Origin of the sequence: Halosolutus gelatinilyticus (genome assembly GCF_023028105.1) — an archaeon.
GTDB classification, from domain to species: Archaea; Halobacteriota; Halobacteria; order Halobacteriales; family Natrialbaceae; genus Halosolutus; species Halosolutus gelatinilyticus.
Genome location: NZ_CP095492.1, coordinates 527,148 through 545,069 on the forward strand (window position 1 = coordinate 527,148; position 17,922 = coordinate 545,069).

The 17,922-nt window shown below is 64.8% G+C and carries 15 protein-coding genes; 10 read left to right on the forward strand and 5 right to left on the reverse strand.

The genetic code is table 11. From position 1 onward, the window contains the following. Positions 1–567: 567 nt before the first annotated feature. A complete protein-coding gene (locus MUH00_RS21345; RefSeq protein ID WP_247004308.1) occupies positions 568–1,338 on the forward strand; it encodes an IclR family transcriptional regulator in 771 nt (256 codons plus the stop codon). Between the two features lie 214 nt (positions 1,339–1,552). Beyond that, positions 1,553–2,356, forward strand: coding sequence for a creatininase family protein (locus tag MUH00_RS21350; RefSeq protein WP_247004310.1), 804 nt, complete (start codon positions 1,553–1,555; stop codon positions 2,354–2,356). A gap of 75 nt (positions 2,357–2,431) precedes the next feature. Here MUH00_RS21350 and MUH00_RS21355 read toward each other — a convergent pair whose 3' ends face one another. Both MUH00_RS21355 and MUH00_RS21360 read right to left on the reverse strand, forming a co-directional pair. Then, the gene (locus MUH00_RS21355) at positions 2,432–3,589 is read right to left on the reverse strand and encodes a mandelate racemase/muconate lactonizing enzyme family protein (protein WP_247004312.1); all 1,158 of its coding nucleotides are present in this window, start codon (positions 3,587–3,589) and stop codon (positions 2,432–2,434) included. Between the two features lie 55 nt (positions 3,590–3,644). Further along, positions 3,645–4,643, reverse strand: a complete 999-nt coding sequence (locus tag MUH00_RS21360; protein WP_247004314.1) for an LLM class flavin-dependent oxidoreductase — start codon at positions 4,641–4,643, stop codon at positions 3,645–3,647. A 199-nt stretch (positions 4,644–4,842) separates the two neighbouring features. On the opposite strand from MUH00_RS21360, the gene MUH00_RS21365 reads away from it, so the two are divergent. The 8 genes from MUH00_RS21365 (at position 4,843) to MUH00_RS21400 (ending at position 14,437) form a co-directional block, all read left to right on the forward strand. Beyond that, complete coding sequence (locus tag MUH00_RS21365) at positions 4,843–6,009, forward strand: ABC transporter ATP-binding protein (protein WP_247004315.1); 1,167 nt, start codon at positions 4,843–4,845, stop codon at positions 6,007–6,009. A 231-nt stretch (positions 6,010–6,240) separates the two neighbouring features. After that, positions 6,241–7,176, forward strand: coding sequence for a carbohydrate ABC transporter permease (locus MUH00_RS21370; RefSeq protein WP_247004316.1), 936 nt, complete (start codon positions 6,241–6,243; stop codon positions 7,174–7,176). Further along, a complete protein-coding gene (locus MUH00_RS21375; protein WP_247004317.1) occupies positions 7,173–8,066 on the forward strand; it encodes a carbohydrate ABC transporter permease in 894 nt (297 codons plus the stop codon). Before MUH00_RS21370 ends, MUH00_RS21375 begins: the two co-directional genes overlap by 4 nt. 7 nt (positions 8,067–8,073) lie before the next feature. Next, the gene (locus MUH00_RS21380; protein WP_247004318.1) at positions 8,074–8,478 is read left to right on the forward strand and encodes a carboxypeptidase-like regulatory domain-containing protein; all 405 of its coding nucleotides are present in this window, start codon (positions 8,074–8,076) and stop codon (positions 8,476–8,478) included. A gap of 179 nt (positions 8,479–8,657) precedes the next feature. Continuing rightward, positions 8,658–9,989 carry an extracellular solute-binding protein gene (locus MUH00_RS21385; protein WP_247004319.1) on the forward strand — a complete coding sequence of 444 codons (1,332 nt, stop codon included), beginning with the start codon at positions 8,658–8,660 and terminating at the stop codon, positions 9,987–9,989. A gap of 158 nt (positions 9,990–10,147) precedes the next feature. Further along, complete coding sequence (locus tag MUH00_RS21390; RefSeq protein ID WP_247004320.1) at positions 10,148–11,995, forward strand: glycoside hydrolase family 3 protein; 1,848 nt, start codon at positions 10,148–10,150, stop codon at positions 11,993–11,995. A 69-nt stretch (positions 11,996–12,064) separates the two neighbouring features. After that, on the forward strand, positions 12,065–12,970 hold the full coding sequence (locus MUH00_RS21395; protein WP_247004322.1) for an endonuclease/exonuclease/phosphatase family protein: 906 nt from the start codon (positions 12,065–12,067) through the stop codon (positions 12,968–12,970). Positions 12,971–13,051: 81 nt separating this feature from the next. Next, a complete protein-coding gene (locus tag MUH00_RS21400; RefSeq protein WP_247004324.1) occupies positions 13,052–14,437 on the forward strand; it encodes an exo-beta-N-acetylmuramidase NamZ family protein in 1,386 nt (461 codons plus the stop codon). A 91-nt stretch (positions 14,438–14,528) separates the two neighbouring features. On the opposite strand, the gene MUH00_RS21405 is transcribed toward MUH00_RS21400, so the two are convergent. The 3 genes from MUH00_RS21405 to MUH00_RS21415 form a co-directional block, all read right to left on the reverse strand. Next, the gene (locus tag MUH00_RS21405; protein WP_247004326.1) at positions 14,529–15,344 is read right to left on the reverse strand and encodes an SDR family NAD(P)-dependent oxidoreductase; all 816 of its coding nucleotides are present in this window, start codon (positions 15,342–15,344) and stop codon (positions 14,529–14,531) included. Between the two features lie 211 nt (positions 15,345–15,555). Then, positions 15,556–16,731 carry an exo-beta-N-acetylmuramidase NamZ family protein gene (locus MUH00_RS21410; protein ID WP_247004328.1) on the reverse strand — a complete coding sequence of 392 codons (1,176 nt, stop codon included), beginning with the start codon at positions 16,729–16,731 and terminating at the stop codon, positions 15,556–15,558. Continuing rightward, positions 16,728–17,846 carry a mandelate racemase/muconate lactonizing enzyme family protein gene (locus tag MUH00_RS21415; RefSeq protein WP_247004330.1) on the reverse strand — a complete coding sequence of 373 codons (1,119 nt, stop codon included), beginning with the start codon at positions 17,844–17,846 and terminating at the stop codon, positions 16,728–16,730. The genes MUH00_RS21410 and MUH00_RS21415 overlap by 4 nt, the downstream gene beginning before the upstream one ends. Positions 17,847–17,922: the final 76 nt, after the last annotated feature.

Sequence of the window (17,922 nt, forward strand, 5' to 3'; positions counted from 1 at the left end):
CAGATATCCTATTTGTATGTTGATATGGGAGATAGTACTCAATTTGTCATTCTAGAGCCACGTATCGCGTTTCGCCGATCAGTTCAACGGATCTAATATCAACCGAAGTCTCGTAGCTGCCAAGCGACGGCCGCAAGCTGTGTATCGCTCCAACCAGCATCTCCCGCCGGCACCCTCTCAAGCGCGATCGACTATCTCGAGGGCGATACGCAGCTGGGACACTTACATCCATACTATTGTAAAAAGTGAGCGGCCGCGTGCGCGACAGCCCGTTGCGGTCCCGATCGGCGAAATCGCCGACTCTCGTAGACGAAGGCCAGTCCGAGTAGTCGAACGTCACTCGCCGCTTTCGAGCGGCATACCGGGTTCGAGAAATCGAAGCCCCGCCGGGAGATACCATCCTCGTTGATGGCGGACTCGCCACGTCCAGCGTCGCCAGTGGGGGATGAAGCGCGTTCTCAACAAGCGTCGAGAGGGCCACGAGTTCTGCCGCCCCCGCATCCAGAGATGATGGAAAAGAATACTACTTTCGATGGATTTTTCACTGGTATTGGATATCATAGTGATATGGGAACGAAAAACGCGGGATCGTCAGGGCAACGAATCAACGCGTTGGTAAAAGGATTCAACATCATTGAAGAGTTGAAAGAGACGGGGAGCACAGGAGTCTCCGACCTCGCAGCGGCGCTCGATATGCCGACGAGTACGGTCCACGTACACCTCCGGACGCTGGAAGAGTTGGGCTACCTGATCGCCGACGACGACGGATACCGCCTGAGCTTACGATTCTTGGACATCGGGGGTCGAGTCCGGGGACGGATGAGCGTATTCTCGGCGGCGCGCAGCGAGATGATCGACCTCAGTCAGGAAACCGGTGAGACGGTCGGCATCGGCGTCGTCGAGAACGAACGGCGAGTCGAACTATGGCAAATCGAGGGCGAAGACGCCATCAACGACAAGATCCACGTCGGAGAGCACACGTACTTACACTGGACGTCGCTCGGGAAGACGCTGCTCGCGAGTCTGTCGGATGCGGAGATCGATCGCATTATCGACCGACAAGGGCTGCCGGAGGCGACCGAAAACACGATCACCGACCGAGCGGAGCTCTTCGCGGCAGTCGATGGGATCCGTCAGCAGGGGTTCGCGATCGAGGACGAGGAGCGGAAAGTCGGCATCCGCAGCGTCTCGGTTCCGCTGACCGACGTCGACGGGAACACGGTCGCCGCGCTGGGGATCAACGCGCCCAAGAACAGACTGACGCCGCCACAGTGCGGCGAGTACATCGCCCTGCTGAAACGGAAGGCGAACGTCATCTCGATTCGGTACAACTACTGACCGAATTTCCACTATCGTTGAAAATCGATCGCGCCGGTCCGATCGGCCGTAACGACGTCGGCGTCCGACGCGATCGAGCCTCGAAGACGGTCGCACCGGTCGCGTGACGCCCGTTCTCGACGGGCAGGCCCCGTCCACTCGTCGTACCCCCGCCAGGACGCCGGTTCTCGTTCGGGGAGGAACTTTTTTACCGTCCACCGGGCATTCGCTACACATGTCGTTCGAAGATTCGGTAGCCAGCAGCGTCTCCTTCGCGAGCCGCACCTACGGCGAAATCACCGAGATCGGCGATCGCGACGGCTCCGTGCTCGTGGTCCCGATCGGGAGCGTCGAACAGCACGGCAACCACCTTCCGGTGGCGACCGACAGCATCCTCGTCGAGGCCGTGGCGACGCTCGGCGCGGAGCGGGTGGTCGACGACGTTCCGATCCTCGTGCTTCCGGCGTTCTGGAGCGGATTTTCGCCCCACCACCTTCACTTCGGTGGGACCGTATCACTGGAGTTCGAGCACATGCTGGCCGCGATCGAGGACGTCGCGGACACCGCGCTCGAGAACGGCTTCGACGCCGTGGTGCTGCTGAACGGACACGGCGGAAACGCGTCGCTGATCGACGGCGCCGTCAGCACGATCGGCGCCGACCGCACCGGCGTCGAGGTGCTGGGCCTCACGTACTTCCGGCTCGCGAGGAGCTTCATCGACGAGATCCGAGAGAGCGAGATCGGCGGGATGGCTCACGGCGGCGAGTTCGAGACGTCGCTCATGTTGTACCTGCGCGAGGACCTGGTCGACGGCGATCGCCTCGACGGCACGTACCTGAACGAGCCGTACGATCTCGGAACGAAGGACCTGATGGAAGGCGGCCCGCTCGCGGTGTACCGCGGCTTCGAAGAGTACTCCGCGTCCGGCGCGATCGGCGATCCCGGCCTGGCGTCCGCCGAGAAGGGCGAACGGATATACGAACTGCTCGGCGACGAACTGGAGTCGCTGCTACGGGACGTTCACGAGCGCAACCGATAGCGCGATGGCGGTCGACTCGACGGTCGCGATCGCTTCGATCGGTCGGCGTCCGAGCCAGCACAGCCCCGACTGCGGTCAGCCGGCGATCCGGTGTTCGGCGATCTTGTCCTCGTCCACGGCGATCCCCAGTCCTGGCTCGTCGGGGACCGCGATCGCCCCGTCCTCGATCGCGAACGGCTCCTCGATCACGTCGTCCTCCCACGCGTAGTAGACGGTGTCCGGCGGCAGCGTGAACCCCGGAATTCCGCTGACGGCGTGGAGGATCGCCGCGGTTCGAATCCCCAGGTCGAACGCGCAGTGGTGCGCCATCGGAACGCCGGCGTCCTCGGCGATCGCGGCGACCTGCCGCAGCCCGGAGATACCGCCGGCGGGCGTCATGTCGACGACGGCGACGTCGAGCGCGCCGTGTTCGATGAGTTCGCGCAGGTTGTGTGCGACGTAGGTGTCCTCGTTCGGCCCGATCGGCTGCGGGGTGCGCTGGCGGAGGCGCGCCAGCGATCGGTGGGTATCGACCCGGATCGGTTGTTCGAGGTACTGGAGGTAGACGCCGGCGTCGGCCAAGGCCGCGCCGACGCGGATCGCCTCGTCGAGGCGCCAGCCCTGGTTGGGATCGAGCCGGAAGTCGAGCCGTCCGTCCACCTCGTCGTCCATCGCGACGATCCGTTCGACGTCCTGCTTCCAGTCGCGTCCCGCTTTCGTCTTCACCACGTCGAACCCCTCGTCGACCGCTTTCGCGGCGTGAATCCGGGACTCCTCCGGCGAGAGAATGCCGAGACAGTAGGCCACGTCGACGGCGTTCTCCCGGTCGTACGCAGTGTCCAGCCGCCGCGTCGTCGTTCCCGGCGCGGTCCACCCGCCCAGTAGCTCGTAAATCGGCTTTTCGAGCGCTTTCCCGACGATGTCCCAACAGGCCATCTCCACGGCGGAAAAAAACATGTCGACGTTCGCGTACTCGATGAACAGCAGCCGACGCAGGCTCTCGACCTCGAAGGGGGAGTGGCCCTCGACGATCGGCGCGACGCCGTCTTCCAGCGCCGTGATCGTCGTCGCCGGAGAGAGGAATACTCGCATTTCGCCCCATCCGGAGATCCCCTCATCGGTGTCGACCCGGACCACCACCCGATCGACGTCCTCGACGGCGCCGTGGTTCGTCACGTAGGGCGAAAGCCCTCCGTCTTCCAGATCGACGACGTTCACGTTGACGGCACGCGCTTTCACGCCAGTGATTTCCATACGCGGAAAGGATGCGCGACCGGTCTATTAAATCCACGGGTGCAACGATCGAAACTCATGCGAAGTGCGGGATGATGTGCTCGCCGAACGCCTCGATCGTCTCGTACGGGTCCCCACACTTCGACCCGACGAGGACGCGCGAGACGCCGGCGGCCTCGAGGTCCTCGAGAGCCGCGACGATGTCGTCCGGGTCGTCAGTGATATTGTACTCCGCGACGAGTTCCGCGTCGGAGCGGTCGTCGAGACGCCGGTCCGCGACGCGTTGGATCGATCGTGGATCGGGGTTGTTGAGTTCGGTATCGACGGGGAGATACTCACCCTTCTCGCGGATTTCCGCGACGAGAACGTCGGGATCACCGACGTTCGCGGTGAACTCGGTCGTCACGTCGGCCGACTCGATGTCGCGGCCCGCCGCGTCCATGGCGTCCTCGAATGCGGGAACGATTTGGGACTCGATCCGGTCGGCGGGTGCGACCGTCAGCAGGTGATCCGCGAAGCGCCCGGCGAGCCGGACCGATTTCGGCCCCCACCCGGCCCAGTGGACGGGGATGTCGGACATCGGCTCAGTGTAGAGCTTGATCCCCTCGTACTGAAAGTAGTCGCCGTCGTAGTCGACGTACCCGTCCTCGTTCCAGAGGCGCTTCGCGACGTCGATCGCCTCGACCAACATGCGAGCGCGGGCGTCCCAATCCGGCCAATCGCCGTCCGCGAAGTGTACCTCGTTCAGGGCTTCGCCGACGCCGACGCCGAGGTTCACCCGACCGGGATGCATGTTGTCGAGCGTCGCGAACGCCTGGGCGACCAGCGGCGGCCGGTACCGGACGATCGGACAGGTCACGGAGGTCCCGACGGGAACCTCGGGCACCTCGCTCAGCAGCGACCCGAGCCAGGACGCGGCGTGGTGGCTGTACGGCCGCGAGTCGATCCACGGCAGGAAGTGATCGCCGATCCAGATCCCCTCGAATCCGGCGTCGACCGCGGCCTTCGCGAGATCGATGTCCGAGCGCGGATCGCGGAAACAGCCGTAGACGTTGTAGTGAATCTCTACCGTCATGGTTCTACACGTACCGCACGGGCTAATATACCTAGGGCGAGCGGCGGCCGACGAGCAGGAGCGGCCCGCGTGTGCGGCCGGTTCGACGCGCTCGATCGGCGCGTCGACCGATCGGACGGGATCGCCGCGGGAGGAGCTCGCCCGAGCGAGTACATCCACCGGAACTTATATAATTGATAGCTGTTGACGTTACCACAGAATGAGTTCCCTGAGGCTAGAGAGTATACGAAAGGTCTTCGGCGATCCGAACGAGGGCGAGATCGTCGCGGTCGACGACGTGTCCATGGAGATCGAAGACGGGGAGTTCATGGTCCTCGTCGGCCCGTCGGGGAGCGGGAAGTCGACGCTACTCCGGCTGATCTCCGGGCTCGAGACGCTCACGAACGGGAACCTCTACCTCGGCGACGAGGAGATTGGTCGGACCAAACCGAAAAACCGGGATCTGGCCATGGTGTTCCAGAACTACGCGCTCTATCCGCACCTGACGGCCCGCGGGAACATGTCCTTCGGGCTGAAGATGCAGGGGGAACTCGACGAGACGGAGATCGCCGAGCGCGTCGACGATGCCGCCGACATCATGGACATCGGCCACCTACTCGAGAAGATGCCCAGCGAACTCTCAGGCGGCCAGCAACAGCGCGTCGCGCTCGGTCGGGCGATCGTCCGCAACCCGGAGGTGTTCCTGATGGACGAACCGCTCAGCAACCTCGACGCCAAGCTCCGCTCGCAGATGCGCACCGAGATCCAGCGCCTGCAAAGCGACCTCGGCGTCACGACGATCTACGTCACGCACGACCAGACCGAGGCGATGACGATGGGCGACCGAATCGCGATCATGAACCACGGCGAACTGCAGCAGGTCGCGACGCCGCTCGAGGCCTACTACGAACCGGCGAACGTCTTCGTCGCGGGGTTCATCGGCTCGCCGAGCATGAACTTCATCCCCGCGACGACCGACACGTCCGCCGATCGACTGACTCTCGAGCACGACGCCTTCTCCTACGGCGCGTCGAGCGTTCTCGGCGACGAACTGACCGCCGACGGACGGGAGATCCTCGTCGGGATCCGCCCGGAGGACTTCGATATCGTACAGTCGCCGACGGACACCTCCGTCACCGTCGAAATCGACGTCATCGAACCGCTCGGAAAGGAACACCTCCTCTATTTCGACATCGGCCAGGAGACCTACACGGCGAGCATCCCGGGGTACGTCCAGGTCGAAGCGGGCGATCGAATCCACCTCGAGATACCCGAACAGCGGATCCACGTGTTCGACGCCGAGTCCCGACGGACGATCAAAAATCGCGAACCCGCCTCGGCCGACGAGGCCCACCCGAACGGACAGCTCACGATCGAGGACAGGTGAGTCGCGATCGACGGGGACGGGCCGTTTTCCGACCGAATGCCCCGAAGTCGCCGTCGAAGCGCCGCCGGCGGCTATCGTCCGTTCGGCACGCGCCGCGTACCCGTCCGGGACACGTAGGCAAAGAATTATGATCGAAGCCGCGTAAGTGAGTTTCACGTGACACTCAGACATGATTGCAGTGGTGCGCATCATCAGTAAGCGGACCCCGGACGCGACGGAGGCGTCCGTCCGATGAATCGCGAGTCGTTGAGGTCGCCGGGGACGTGGCGCCGACTCGCCACCGGCGACGCGAACCTATCGAAGAAGCAACAGCACACCGTGATCGCGTGGATCGCGATCGCGCCGGTCATGGCGTGGCTGCTGGTGTACAAGTACATCGCGCTGTTCTGGAACGTCGTGCTGACGTTCTTCGATCGGAGTTACACCGGCGAGATGACGTTCGTCGGACTGGAGAACTGGGCGCAGGCGTTTCAGGATCCGGTGTTTCCGACGGCACTGCGCAACACCATCGTCCTGTTCGGGACGATCCCCGTCGGTATCGCGCTGGCGCTGTTCATCGCGATCCTGCTCAACCAGAAGTTCCCGGGGTCGAAGGCGTTTCGCTCCGTGTTCTTCCTCCCGTACATCACGATGATGGTCGCGATCGCGGTCATCTGGCAGTACATGTTTCACACCGAGCAGGGGGTGATCAACTACGCGCTACTGAACGTCGGACTGATCGACGACCCGATCAGCTGGCTCGGTAACGGCAGGTGGGCCCTCTTCTCGGTGTTTCTCGTCCACATCTGGAAGACGACCGGGTTCTACGTCATCATCATCCTGGCCGGCCTGCAGACGATCCCCCGTCAGGTGTACGAGGTATCGCGAATCGACGGCGCCAGCCGCTGGCAGCAGTTCCGGTACCTCACCCTGCCGCTTCTGAAGCCGACGATCGGCGTCTGCATGCTGGTCGGCGTCGTCATCTCGTTTCGCCTGTTCGATCTGATTCTGGTGATGACGGACGGCGGGCCGGGCTACTCCACGGAGATCCTCCTCACCTGGATCTACAAGCAGTCGTTCTCCTACAACGACTTCGGATACGGCGCGGTTCTCAGCGTGATCATGGTGATCACCACGTTCACCGTGGCGTATCTCGGGCTGAAACTCCAGCAGGTGAGCTACTCGTGAGCGGAATCAACGAATTCGTTTCGGCCCGCGATCCGCGGCGACTCGTCCGCCACGCGACCCTCCGGAGCAGAGCGACGCTGCTCCGCAAAGGGGGGTTGTTCGTGCTGGCGCTGGTCGCGGCGGCGCTGTTCGCGTTCCCGTTCTACTGGCTGCTTCGAGTCGCCGCCGTCTGGCCGAGCGAGTCGCTGTACGGTTCGCCGCCGTCGTTGATCATCGACGACCTGAGCCTGTACAATTTCGTCCGCGTCTACTACGCGATCCCGTTCGCCCAGTACGCGATCAACAGCGTGATCGTGTCCGCGATGGCGGTCGCGAGCCAGCTGATCTTCTGTTCGCTGGCCGCCTACGGGCTCTCGATGGACTTCTACGGGAAGAAGTACGTCATGGGGTTCATCGTCGCGGCCATGATGGTTCCGTTCCAGACGATCTTCCTCACCGACTACCTGATCACCCGTCGCCTGGGCCTGATCAACACGTACCCGGGGTTGGCGATCGTCGTCGCGGTGAGCGTCGTCAACATCCTCGTGCTGAAGAGCGCGTTCGAGGCGGTGCCCGACTCGATGGTCGACGCCGCGCGTCTCGACGGCGCGTCCGAACTGTACATCCTCTTCGGGGTCTACTGGCCGCTCTCGAAGGCCGCGCTGTCGACGACCGTCATCCTCGCGTTCGTCTTCTCCTGGAACAGCTATCTGTGGCCCTTACTGATCGCGACGCAGGACAGCTACGTGACCCTGCCGCTGGGGCTGGCGACGTTCCAGTCCCAGATGTCGGGGAACTTCGCGCTGCAGTACGCCTTCACCATCATGGTGTTGCTGCCGCTGTTGATCCTGTTCTTGCTCCTGCAGAAGTACTTCATCCGCAGCGCGGTCATGAGCAGCATCAAGACGTGATCCACCCATGAACGTGCCACCACTTCTGAAACTCGTCGCGGAAGCGATCTCGGTCCGACAGCTCCTGTACAACCGGTTCACCATCCTGCTCGCGGTTCTGTTGCTCGTCTCGATCCCCGTACAGGGGTACGCCGCGGCGAACAGCGACGGGTACGTCACCGGACAGGTCGTCGACGGCGACGGCGAGCCGATCGCGAACGCCACCGTGACGCTGTCGCCACAGACGATCGCCGGCGTCCCCGACACCCAGTCTACGACCACCGACGGGGCGGGCGAGTTCGAGTTCCGGGACGAGAGCCTCCTGGAATTCACGATCGAAGCCCAACACCCCGAGCGCGGCGAGAGCGAGACCAGGCGACACCACCTCTACTTCAAGGGGCAGAATACGGAGGTGACGCTGGTGCTCAGCTGACCGTTCGAATCGGGACGGCGACGGCCTCAGCGCGCCGACTTGCCGTACCAATCGATTCCGACGGAGCGTCACCTGCGGGCGAAGAGTGCGAGTGTACCGGTCCGAAACGATGGATCGGCGCCGATCGAACCGTCAGACCGTCACTAGATATAAATAATAGAAGGTTCTGTTCACGAATGATGACACGAGAAAGCATACCGGTGGGTAGTCGACGGACCTACCTCAAAGGGGTTGCGGCCGGCGCCGCGGCCGGCCTCGCCGGCTGCCTCGGCGGCGGCGGTGACAGCGAAGAGGGCATTTCGGATCCGATCGAGGTGTACACCTGGAACCTCCCCTTCTGGGAGGAGACGATCACGGGAGAGATCATCCCGACCTTCGAGGACGAGTTCGGCGACGAGTACGACGGCCTCGAGGGCGATTCGATCGACCGGGGGCCTAAAACGGAAGATATTATCTCGTTCTTCCAGTCGCGACTCCAGTCCGGCAATCCGCCGAGCGTGTTCGACACGCAGTTCGGCGCCTACGCCAGATACGCCGAAGAGGGCGTGTTCGCCGACATCGAGGAGCTGGCCGACGACGAACTCCTCGAGCAGTACGACGACACGGCGCTCGAACTGAACCAGTACGACGGCACGCTGTACCAGCTGCCATTCTACATGGGGACGAACATGACCGCCTGCCGCACGCAGTGGTTCGACGAAGCGGGCATCGATCCGCCGACGTTCGAGGAGCCGTGGTCGACCCACGAGTACCTCGACGCGGCGGAGGAGCTCGTCGAGAACTCCGGCGCGGAGTTCGGGCTCACGTTCATCCGGTTCGACTACCTGCTGTGGCCCTGGTTCAAGTCGGAAGGCGTCGACGTCCTCACCGACGACAACAGCGAGGCGGCGTTCAACACGTCCACGACGGTCGAACTGCTCGAACGGTTCCGGCAGTTGACCGACGACGGCGTACTTCCGGAAGTCACCTGGACCGGCGAGTGGCAGCCCGCCGCCGAACAGTTCGGTGCCGGAGATACGGGGATCTACTTCGGCTCCGGGTCGGCGCTGCGCCTCATCCAGAACATGGGTGAAGACTGGGTGAGTGAGGACACGATCGACATCGCCCACGCGCCCGCGGACGGCGGGTTGTTCACGTTCCACGGCCTCGGAATCACGACCCCCGGAAAGAGCGACACGGAACAGCAAGCCGCGCTCGACTTAGCATCGGTCATCCTCAACAAGGAGTTCCAGCAGGACTTCCTCCGGAACACGACCGTACTCGTCCCGCACACCGAGGCGATGGAAGAGCTCCAGGCCGACGACGAGTTCCAGTCGAACAACCCGCTACTGGTGCAGCTGTACGACATGTACGACGTCGTCGCCGAAGACCTCTGGCGGCCGCCGGTGATTCCCAAGGCCACCGAGATCGCCGACATCATCGACACGGAGTTCTCGGCCGCCGCGCTCGGAGAGAAAGATCCCCAGGACGCGGTCGACGAAGCCGAATCGCGGGTCAACAGTACGCTGTAGCGTCGACGTCCGGATCGCCGCCGGATCGGGAGACGGCGATCGCCACGCGGATCGGCCATTATTTTCGGGTTCCGACTGGTAGAGACACCAATCGTTGACTATGGTTCAACGTTACAGCGAGGGAAACTATTTTGATCGCGTACGATTACGGTATCCGTATGGCGGTAGACGATACCACGCGAGCAGATGGGGCGAGTAACGACTCCGACGATCGGTCCGTGCCGTCGGCGAACCGCAGACGCTTCGTTCGGACGACGGGCGCTCTCGGCGCCGGCGCGGTGATCCCCGGGCTCGGCGCCGCGTCCGCGCAGTCGCGAGAGGGGCGGTCCGTCGACGACATCGTGGCCGACCTCTCCGATCGCGAGAAGGTCGGTCAGTTGGTGATGGCGCTGGTGTCCCCGACCGACGACGGGGAGCCGCCGGCGAGGGCCGAGGACATCGTGAAAGATCTCGCGGTCGGGTCTGCGATGGTAGAACACGTCGGCACGCCCGAGCGGACGGCCGAGTTCAACAACACCCTCCAGGCCTGGGCGCTGGAGACGGAAGCGGCGCTTCCGCTGCTCGTCGGCGCGGACTTCGAGTTCGGCGCCGCCCACAGCGTCGGCGACCTCCGGGACGATCGAACGACCCAGTTCCCGCGAACCATGAACCTCGGCGCGCTCGGATCCGAGCGGGCGGCCGCCGACGCCGCGACGATCACCGCGACGGAAGCGCGCGCGATGGGGTACCACTGGGGGTTCGCTCCAGTCGCGGACGTCAACACGAACCCGGAGAATCCGGTGATCGGCGTCCGGGCGTTCGGTGGCGACGCCGATCTCGTGGCGTCGCTCACCGCCGCACAGGCGCCGGGCTTCCAGCGCAACGGGAATGGCATCATCGCCACGGCGAAGCACTTCCCGGGCCACGGAGACACGCACACCGACTCGCACACTGGCCTTCCCACGGTCTCCTACGATCGGGACACGCTCGACGCGATCCACCTGCCGCCGTTTCGGGCGGCCATCGACGCCGGCATCGACGCGATCATGACCGCCCACATCGTCGTCGAGGCGATCGACCCCGACCGTCCGGCGACGCTCTCCGAACCGGTGTTGACCGGCCTCCTCCGGAACGAACTCGGGTACGACGGCCTCCTCGTCACCGATGCGATGTCGATGCAGGCGATCACGGACATCTGGGGGCAAGAGCGCGCCGCCGTCCTCGCCGCGTCGGCTGGCGCGGACGTCATCATGTCGATGGGCGGCTACGAGGACCACGCCGCCACCGTCGAGGCCCTGTACGACGCCGTCCAGCGCGGGGAGCTGTCGATGGAGCGCGTCGAAGCGGCGGCGACCCGCGTGGTAGCGGCGAAGCGGAAGTACGGCCTGCTGACCCGCGGGGGCGGTCGGCCGAGCGGCCGCGTCTTCGTCAACCCCGAGCGGGCGGCACGCAGAACCGGCAAACTCCCGGATCGGCGACGCGCCGCGGAGATCGCCCGGAAATCGATGACGCTGGTGAAAAACGACGGCGTCCTCCCGTTCGACGCGACCGGCGGCAGGACCACGCTCGTCGCCGGCGTCGCGCAGGTCGACGTCCTCACGGAGGCCGTTCGCGACCGCTCCGACGGCGAGGTCGTCGCCTGGCAGTCGAGCCAGTGGCGGGACGACGACCCGACCGACGACGAGATCGAGACGGTGACGGCGCTCGCCGAGGAGGCGGACCGCGCGCTCGTCGCGACGTACTCGGCGTCCGAACTTCCCGACGGACAGGCGGAACTCGTCGCCTCGGTCCGGGGGACCGGAACGCCCACGGCCGCGGTGTCGGTCGGCCTCCCGTACGACGTCGCGTCCTACCCGGACGTCGACGCCTACCTCGCGTCGTACGCGCTCGATCGCTGGAAGCAGCTGAACGTCTCGGCACTGGAGGGGGTCGCCGAGGTCGTCTTCGGCGCGGAACCGGAGGGAACGCTCCCCGTGGAGATCGACGGTCACTACCCGCTGGGACACGGACTCGGATACGAGGGATAGACAGACGTTTTCTCTACGTGATTTCTATGCGAGGAAAAACTTATGAAAGCGTACGTGTAGGATCGAGATATGCCGCCGACAGATACGGCAGCGACTCGAACGCGACGGGGAGCGCTATCGGCGCTCGGGGCCTCCGGGATCGCCCTGGCGTCCGGACTGTGCGTGGGTAGCGCGTCGGCCGAGCCGCAGGCGCCCGATCGCAGCCTGACAGCGATGAGTTACAACGTCCACCACGGGGTCGGGTCGGACGGTCGCCTGGATCTCGAAGGCACGGCTCGCGAGATCCGGGAGTCCGGCGCCGAGGTCGTCGGACTCCAGGAGGTGGACGTCCACTGGGGCGAGCGCTCGAACTTCCGGAACCAGGCGGCGTCGCTGGCGGAGATGCTGGACGCGAACTACGTCTTCGCCCCGATCTACAGCCTCGACCCGCCCGAGACCGATCGGCCGCGACGCGAGTACGGCCTCGCGGTGCTGAGCGAGTACCCGATCCGGCACTCGCGGAACCACGAGATCACGCGTCTGTCCCCGCTGCTCGGCCCCGAACCCCAGTCGGCGCCCGGCTTTCCCGAAGTCAGCGTCAACGTCCGAGGGGTACGCGTCTCGTTCTTTGCGACGCACCTGGATTACAGGGCGGATCCGAGCGTGCGCGAGATGCAGGTCGGGGACATGCTGGAGATCGTCGACGCGGACCGCGGGCCGACGCTCCTCGTGGGCGACCTGAACGCGCCGCCCGGCGCGCCGGAGCTACGCCCGCTGTGGGACGAGTTCGACGACGCCTGGAACGTGCGGAGCGAGGAGCCGGGATACACGTTCCCGGCTGAGACTCCGACCAAACGCATCGACTACGTGCTGACTTCCTCGGACGTGGAAACGGACGCGGTCGAAGTCGTCGAGACGCTCGTCTCGGACCACCGACCGGTGATTGCGGAGCTGTCGATCCCCGGCTCGGCTGTGGGTGAGCAGTCGCGCGAATAACTCGCCGAATTCGCCGGCCCCCTCGATTCATGATACTATTTCTAGAAAATAGTTATAGTCGTGAGCGATGGATTGTGTTTCATGGTGTCAGATGACACTGTCGATAGCGGTAGCGCGAGCGGTATCGCATCGATCGCCCCGACGCGGAGAGGGTGGCTTCGAACGGCCGCGGTGGGGTCGCTCGGCGCCGCGCTCGGACTGGGCGGGCAGGGAACCGCGACGGCGTCCGGCGACGAGAGACGGGGGCCGCCCCCGCGGGCCACGCCGCAGACCACGCTCGGCGTCGAGACCCTGCTCGACGAACGCGTCGAACTCCTCGACGGCGATCGGCTGGGCCTAATCACGAATCCCTCCGGGGTCGACAGCTCGCTGACCCCGACGATCGACCGCCTGTACGAGCACGACGCGTTCGACCTACGGAAGCTCTTCAGTCCCGAACACGGCATCCGCGGGAACGCGGAAGCCGGCGAGGGCGTCGACGACACGATCGACGAGAAGACGGGGCTGCCGGTGTTCAGCCTCTACGGCGACACCCGGCAGCTGCAGCCGGAGATGATCGAGGACGTAGACGCCGTGCTCTTCGACATCCAGGACGTCGGCGTCCGGTTCTACACGTACATCTACGACATCGCGCGGTCGCTGGAAACGATCGGCCAGACCGACAAGCGATTCGTCGTCCTCGATCGGCCGAACCCCATCGCCCCGCTGCCGGTGACGGGAAGCCGGATCGACGACGAGAACGCCTCGGGCATCGGGGACTACCGGCTGCCGATCATCCACGGGATGACGGTCGGCGAAATCGCCCAGTACTTCAACGACGAGTTCGACTTTGGGGCGGACCTCGAAATCGTCCGGATGCGGGGGTGGAACCGGGGGATGTGGTACGACGAAACCGGGCTCCCATTCGTGCCGCCGTCGCCGAACATGCCGACGACGGAGACGGCGACCATCTATCCTGGGATGGTGTACTTCGAAGCGACGACCCACTCGGAGGGCCGCGGGACGACGAAGCCCTTCGAGTACGTCGGTGCCCCGTGGATCGACGGCCAGGAATGGGCTGACGCCCTGAACGACCTCGGACTCCCCGGCGTCCGGTTCCGCCCGGTATGGTTCGAGCCGACGTTCGACGATCACGAGGGGGAGAACGTGAGCGGCGTCCAGACGCACGTCGTCGACCGGTCCAGCGCCCAGCCCGTCCGCGTCGGCCTGGCGATGCTCGTCTCCGCGTTCCTCGGGTACCCCGAGAGCGAGTGGCTCTCGTGGGGGGACACATACGCGATCGATACCCGGGCGAACGGCAGCGAACTCCGCGAGACCATCGACGAGGCGGAGCCCAGTACGGACCCGCTGGCGCTGGCAGACCAGATCCGGAGCGGCTGGGAGGACGATATCGACGAGTTCCGTGACGTCAGAGATCCGCACCTCCTCTACGACGATCGCTGGCGCGGTCGCCGGAACGGAAACTGACGCGGCCGGCCGATCGCCGCGACCCGATCGATTCGCGAATGCGCGGCGAAGACCGCGTCGGACGCCGCGAAGCGCCGCGCCGCGACACCGGCTACGGGTAGCTGTCCGTCTCGTAGAGCGTTCGTTCGAACGTTCGATCTAACCCGGCGGTCATCCCGCCGTCCACGGGGAGCACGACGCCGTTGACGAACGACGACCGATCGGACGCCAAAAAGCGGACCGCCGACGCGACTTCCTCCGGGCGTCCGAACCGGCCGCCGGGGTACTGATCCTTCAATTGCGTCCAGACGGCGTCGTCCCACTCCGCTTCGCGATGGGCGCGTCGCGACCCGGTGTCGATCGTTCCCGGGCAGACGACGTTCGATCGGATTCCGTACCCGCTGTACTGCGTAGCGACGAGCCGAGAGAGCCCGTGAATTCCGGCTTTTGCAGCCGAATAGCCCGTCAGGCCGATCCCGGTGAGCCCGTTGACCGAGGAGACGTGCACGATCCGGCCGCCGCCGCCGTCGATCATGCGCGGGAGGGCCGCGCGGGTGCAGAGAAACGGACTGGTGAGGTTGAGATCGATGTTCGCCCGCCACGTGTCAGGGTCCACCTCGTGGGCCTTTCCGTCGTTCAGTTCCCCGCCGGCGTTGTTGACCAACACGTCGGGACCGCCGTACTCTGCCTCGACGGCCGCCATCAGCGTTTCGGCGGACGCGGCGTCGGTCACGTCCGTTTCGACGAATATCCCCTCGCCGCCCGAATCGCGGATCGATCGGGCGGTTGATTCGCCGCTCGCCTTGTCGATTTCGGCGACGATCACGGACGCGCCGGCCGCCGCGAGTTCGGACGCGATCGACGCACCGATGCCGGACCCTGCGCCGGTTACCACGGCGGTTTCGCCGCTCAACGTATCGTCGGACATACTGCGAGGTACAGCGACGCGCGGGATAGTAGTTACGTTCAGTGACGATCGAACCGAAGCGGGACACCGTCGATCGCTTCACTCCAGCGCGGTCCGAAGGATCTCGATCTCGAGGTGCCGTTTCTATCAATCTATCGTGAACGCACTCACACGTATAACTCGTGTTAGAACTCCGTCGAGTGTCCGCGAGTGAAAGCCGCGTCAGGAGGAATCACGATCGGCCGTAGATCGAGTACTCGCGCGCGAGCGGTCCGAACGCCGCCAGTTCATCGTCCCACTGTGATCGGAGCCGATCGATCGCAATCCACGGCGCGACGCCGCGTCGAACCTCGGAGATCCGCTCGCGAACCGCTGACCCGCCCAGCAGATCGTCGATGACGTATCCGGCGGACCCGTTCAGCCACTCGCAATCCGAGTACTCCCGAAAGACCGTCGCGAGCATCGCGATGCCGGCGTCCACCGGATCGAACGCCGACCGATCGACGACGTGAATCTGAACGCCTTCGACGTCCTGGCGTTCGTGTTTCGAGAACAGCGGCCTGAAGTACGCCGGCCGAAACTTGACGCCCGGGAGATCGAGTTCGTTCAACTGGGTCGCCCAGTCGGGCGCGTGAATCCACGGGGCGCCGACGAGTTCGAACGGTAACGTCGTCCCGCGACCTTCGGAGAGGTTCGTTCCCTCGAACATACACGTTCCGGGGTAGACGAGCGCTGTCCGCAGATCCGGCATGTTCGGCGACGGCGGCACCCAGGGCAGCTCGTACTCGTCGAACCACCGTTCGCGGGTCCAGCCGTCCATCGTGACGACGCTGAGGTCGGCATCGATCCCGAACTCGTCGTTGAAGAACCGCGCGAGTTCGCCGATCGTCATCCCGTGGACGATCGGAAGCGCGGTCCCGTCGGGGCCGTCGGCGATCCCGCCGCGGTGACCAAGCGGCGCGATCGGATTCGGCCTGTCCAGCACGACGACCGGCGTCGCGGCGTCGGCGGCGACCGAGAGGACCCGCTCGAGCGTTTGCACGAAGGTGTAAAATCGAGTGCCGACCTCCTGAATATCGTAGACGAGGAGGTCGAGCGGTTCGATCTGCGCCGCCGAGCCGGTCTTGGTTCGCCTGGAGAGGTTGTACACCGGAACGCCGGTCCGCTCGTCGACGCGGCCGTCCACGCCGGCCCGCGAGTTTTCGTTGCCGCGGATTCCGTGCGTCGGCCCGAACAACGCCTCGAGTCGTATAGTGTCGCTTCGATGGAACAGATCGATCGTCGATTCGAGGTCGCTCGTCACGCCAGAGGGGTTGGTTACGAGACCGATCGTCGAGGGACGGGTTCCGTCCCGCCGTTCCAGAAAGGACTCTACGCCGAGTGTCGCCGTCGAGCGGGTCCGCGTCATTTGTCGAGTCGGTACCGTTTGATCTCGTCCTCGTCGACGGTGACGCCGAGCCCGGGACCGTCCGGAACCGAGTAGGCACCGTCTCGCAGTTCGAACGGATCCTCGAGAACGTACTCGTCCCAGCCGTAATAGACCGAATCCGGCGGCAGATTGAGCGCCGGGGTCCCGGCCGCGAGATGAAGGACGGCGGCCGTCTTAACCCCGAGGTCGAACCCGCAGTGATGAGACACGGAGACTCCCGCCGCGCTCGCCTCTGCGACCTGGTCTCGCGCCGCCGTGATCCCGCCGGCGGGCACTAGATCGATTACGGCGACGTCGATCGCGTCGTGTCGAAGGAGGGTCGCCAGATTCCCGCGAAAGTAGGTGTCTTCGTTGACCGCGATCGGGGTGTTGACTCTGGCCCGGAGTTTCGCGAAACTCCCGGGCGTTTCCGTCCGAAGGGGCTGTTCGATGTACTCGAGTAAAATTCCCCGCTCCTCCAGCCGGGTGAGCGCGCGAACGGCCTCCGTCGCGGTCCACCCTTGGTTCGGATCGAGCCGAAACTCGAGTGCGCCGTCGACGGCGCGATCCATCGCGGTGAGTCGCTCCACGTCCGCGTTCCAGTCCGGACCCGCCTTGGTCTTGAGGCGCGCGAACCCCGCACTCTTCGCTTCGACGGCGTGGTCCGCGGCGCGTTCCGGGTCCATAATTCCGAGACAGAAGGCGACCGGAACCGACTCCGTCACTGCACCCCCGAGCAGGTCGACGATCGGCGCCCCGTACTGCTTGCCGACCAGATCCCAAATCGCCGTGCTGACCGCGCCGAGAAACGGATCGAGTCGAACGTAGGGGTAGTAAAACTCTGCTAATGCGCTGCGCGCTTCGGTGACGGCCACCCCCTCGAGTTCGGGGGCGATCACGTCTTCGACGACCGTCTTCGTCACGCGGGCGGATTTCAGGGCGACGAGCATCTCGCCCCACCCGAGTCGTCCCGTCGCGGTCTCGACGCGGACCAGCACTCTGTCGACCGATTCGACCGAATCGTGGTTGCTCACGTACGGCGCGAGCCCGAGTTCCGTATCGAGCGAGGCCACGCCCATTCGGACCGGGACCGCCTCCACGCTGCGGATTCGCATGGATACATGCAGAGAGACCACGTATTTGAATCATTCTGTAACGGCACTGCGATCGAGACCGCATTGCGGGACCTCG

Coding starts and splice junctions, on each gene's coding strand:
- MUH00_RS21370 (WP_247004316.1), top strand. CDS start 6,241: ATGAATCGCGAGTCGTTGAGGTCGCCGGGGACGTGGCGCCGACTCGCC.
- MUH00_RS21400 (WP_247004324.1), top strand. CDS start 13,052: ATGGTGTCAGATGACACTGTCGATAGCGGTAGCGCGAGCGGTATCGCA.
- MUH00_RS21385 (WP_247004319.1), top strand. CDS start 8,658: ATGACACGAGAAAGCATACCGGTGGGTAGTCGACGGACCTACCTCAAA.
- MUH00_RS21345 (WP_247004308.1), top strand. CDS start 568: ATGGGAACGAAAAACGCGGGATCGTCAGGGCAACGAATCAACGCGTTG.
- MUH00_RS21405 (WP_247004326.1), bottom strand. CDS start 15,344: ATGTCCGACGATACGTTGAGCGGCGAAACCGCCGTGGTAACCGGCGCA.
- MUH00_RS21360 (WP_247004314.1), bottom strand. CDS start 4,643: ATGACGGTAGAGATTCACTACAACGTCTACGGCTGTTTCCGCGATCCG.
- MUH00_RS21395 (WP_247004322.1), top strand. CDS start 12,065: ATGCCGCCGACAGATACGGCAGCGACTCGAACGCGACGGGGAGCGCTA.
- MUH00_RS21410 (WP_247004328.1), bottom strand. CDS start 16,731: ATGACGCGGACCCGCTCGACGGCGACACTCGGCGTAGAGTCCTTTCTG.
- MUH00_RS21355 (WP_247004312.1), bottom strand. CDS start 3,589: ATGGAAATCACTGGCGTGAAAGCGCGTGCCGTCAACGTGAACGTCGTC.
- MUH00_RS21365 (WP_247004315.1), top strand. CDS start 4,843: ATGAGTTCCCTGAGGCTAGAGAGTATACGAAAGGTCTTCGGCGATCCG.
- MUH00_RS21350 (WP_247004310.1), top strand. CDS start 1,553: ATGTCGTTCGAAGATTCGGTAGCCAGCAGCGTCTCCTTCGCGAGCCGC.
- MUH00_RS21380 (WP_247004318.1), top strand. CDS start 8,074: ATGAACGTGCCACCACTTCTGAAACTCGTCGCGGAAGCGATCTCGGTC.
- MUH00_RS21415 (WP_247004330.1), bottom strand. CDS start 17,846: ATGCGAATCCGCAGCGTGGAGGCGGTCCCGGTCCGAATGGGCGTGGCC.
- MUH00_RS21390 (WP_247004320.1), top strand. CDS start 10,148: ATGGCGGTAGACGATACCACGCGAGCAGATGGGGCGAGTAACGACTCC.